The following is a 2,605-nucleotide window of genomic DNA, read 5'->3' on the forward strand; positions in this document are numbered from 1 at the left end:
CCGCATGGCGGTACGTGCAGGATGCCGCGATCGACCTCGGGGTCTCGGTGTCGGTGTCGGAGACCCCACGAGCCTTCGGCACGCGGCTGGTGGCCGTCGCGGACGCGCCGTCGGCCGAGATGTCGCGACTCGTGGCGGCCGTCGAGCGGGAGAGCTACGCGCGGGCTGCGGGCATCGGTGCGGGCGGGGGCAAGGGTGCGATGGCGGATGCCGTGGCGATCCGCCGGGAAATGCTCGCGGCACTGAATCCTGCAGCACGAGCGCGAGCCGTCGCGGCGCCGCGCTCGCTCGTGATCCGGCCGGGGTCCGCCTTCGCCGATCGCGACGCGACGGCATGACATGAGCAGAGGGGCGGATGCGAACTGCATCCGCCCCTCTGCTCTGGCCCGTTCTGGCGGAAGTGACAGGATTTGAACCTGCGAGGCGAGTTACCCCGCCTACATGGATTCCAGCCATGCTCCTTAGGCCGCTCGGACACACTTCCAAGGGGAGAGCCTATCATCGGCCGATCGCGCACCCGGGTGGGTGTGCGACGTTACGACTCCTCGCTGCGCTCGTCGCGGGGCGAGCGGGTGCCCCCGTGCGCCTCGCGAGCGCAGCGAGTCGAAACGCGCGGCCCCATCCCGGGAGCGCCACCGCGGATCAGACCGACACCGGGAACTCGCGGCCGCGGTCCCACGGCTCGGTCCAGCCGAGCCGGTCGAACAGGGAGTCCAGAAGCAGGGCCGTGAACCCCCACACGAGGTGGCCGCCCACCTGAAACGCAGGTCCCCGCCACTCCTGCCCGTCGCGACGGATGACGGTGACGCCGCGACCGCGCGGATCGAGCAGGTCCGCGACGGGCGCGCGGAAGACGTCAGCCGACTCCGCGACATCCACGACGCGTACGGGCGACGGATGCCGCCACCACGCCAGCACGGGTGTGACGAGATGACCCGAGAACTCCAGCGGCACCTCGTCGAGCGCGCCCAGAACCTCGACGCCCGTCGGGTCCAGGCCGGTCTCCTCCCGGGCCTCGCGAAGCGCCGCCGCCACGGGGCCATCGTCGCCGGGGTCGAGCCGGCCACCAGGAAAGGCCACCTGACCGGGGTGCGACCGCAGCGTCGTGGCTCTGGCGAGCAGGAGCACGTCCAGGTCGCGCGAGACCGCGGCATCCTGCGCCTCGCGAGCACTGGGCAGATCGTCGAGCACCCCGAAGAGGATCAGCACGGCTGCCGGCCGGGCTGCCGCGCCGCGAGGCAGCCGGCGCAGCGGCCCGTCCCACGTCTGTGGCGACGTCGCGATCCGCAAGAGCTCGGCGCGGGCGCCGCCCGGATCGGGCACGGCTGCCACATCGAAACGCACCCGCCCAGGCTACGCCCGCGCTGCCACACCGGTCACGAAGACTTCGGGTCAGCTTTTCAGGGGCGCTGCCGCGCCGTGGGGCGAGAAGGTCCGGGTCATGTCGCGAGACTTTCGAGCTAGATGAGGTTGTCAGCGGCGATGACGTCGAGGTCGTAGTAGCGCGTATCGGGGGCGGACTCATCGTGCTGTTCTTTGGCCTCGCGCACCGCGATGTCGAGGCGATCCAGGAGCGCCTCGAACTCCGCCGGCGTGAGTTGCAGTGAGTCCCGCACGAAGGTGCCGTGCACCTCGGCATCCCGACCCGACACGTACTCGGGCGCCCACGCGACGACGCGCTGCACGATCGCGTAGTGCTCCTCGACGAAGGCGCTCATGACGGCGTCGCCGAGCGCCTGGTCGGCGACTGGATGCTCGGGACTGCCCACCGTCAACGCCCCGGGAACCACGGTCCACACCCGGTCGCGACGATCGCGGGCCTGCTCGGGCGCCTCGGCGATGAGCCCGGCGTCGGCCAGCACGCGCAGGTGGAAGCTCACCTTGTTCGCCGGCTCGCCCAGCCGCTCGGCGACGTCGGCGGCGCGCAGATACCGGTGCTGCCTCACCTCCCGTAGGGCGGCGCGGCGCAACGGATGCGACAGCGCCTTGAGCATCGCGGTCGTCATGGTGACGACATCGGGGCCGCCCGCTGCCGATGTGCCGGGCGACGTGGTGCGGGCCTCGGTCTCGTCGGCGGTGTCGGCGCCCGCGGCGGGCGTCGGGGCATCCGTCTCCATGCCGCCAGTCTAGACAGCAAACATTGCGCAATGCTTCTTGCGCAATTACTACTGCGAGACTATCGTGAGTGCCATGACCACAGTCACCGCTCCCTACCGCCTCTGGCACAGCGTCCCCTACCTCATCTGGCTCGCCGGCGACACCGCCACGGGCCTCGCGCGAGCACTAGCCGCATTCGCGATCCCGCTATTGGCACTCATGGCCACCGGCGATCCCGCACTGGCCGGCATCATCGGCGCCGTGGCCATGGTGGTGCGGCTCGTGACGACGCTCGCCGGCGGGGTTCTCGCCGACCGGCACCGGCGCCTCGCCCTCATGGTGATCGGCGGCCTGGTCGGCGTCGTCGTCTGCGCGGGGTTCACCGTGCTCGCGGTCGCCGATGCGCTCACCTTCGGGGCGCTCGCGGCGGTCGCGGCGCTGCTGGCACTGCGGGGCGGACTGTTCGATGTGGCGGGCGAGAGCGCGCTGAAGCAGCTCGTCCCCGACG

General features: G+C 71.4%; 2 protein-coding genes, 1 tRNA gene and 2 pseudogenes. 2 read left to right on the forward strand and 3 right to left on the reverse strand.

Annotated features, from left to right (window positions below):
- Positions 1 to 338, forward strand: a pseudogene (locus WBP48_RS08005) (transglutaminase); the annotation flags it as partial.
- Between the two features lie 54 nt (positions 339 to 392).
- Here WBP48_RS08005 and WBP48_RS08010 read toward each other — a convergent pair.
- The 3 genes from WBP48_RS08010 to WBP48_RS08020 form a co-directional block, all read right to left on the reverse strand.
- A tRNA-Ser gene (locus WBP48_RS08010) sits at positions 393 to 484 on the reverse strand.
- Between the two features lie 158 nt (positions 485 to 642).
- Positions 643 to 1,344: an NUDIX hydrolase gene (locus WBP48_RS08015; protein WP_424438665.1), complete on the reverse strand. Its 702-nt coding sequence runs from the start codon at positions 1,342 to 1,344 to the stop codon at positions 643 to 645.
- Positions 1,345 to 1,460: 116 nt separating this feature from the next.
- Positions 1,461 to 2,117 (reverse strand): ArsR/SmtB family transcription factor, encoded by a 657-nt coding sequence (locus tag WBP48_RS08020; protein WP_424438668.1) that lies wholly within the window; start codon positions 2,115 to 2,117, stop codon positions 1,461 to 1,463.
- Between the two features lie 73 nt (positions 2,118 to 2,190).
- Between WBP48_RS08020 and WBP48_RS08025 the strand changes: the two are divergent.
- Positions 2,191 to 2,605: pseudogene (locus WBP48_RS08025) on the forward strand (MFS transporter); the annotation flags it as partial.

This window comes from Microbacterium sp. (assembly GCF_049661145.1).
Classification (GTDB): Bacteria; Actinomycetota; Actinomycetes; order Actinomycetales; family Microbacteriaceae; genus Microbacterium.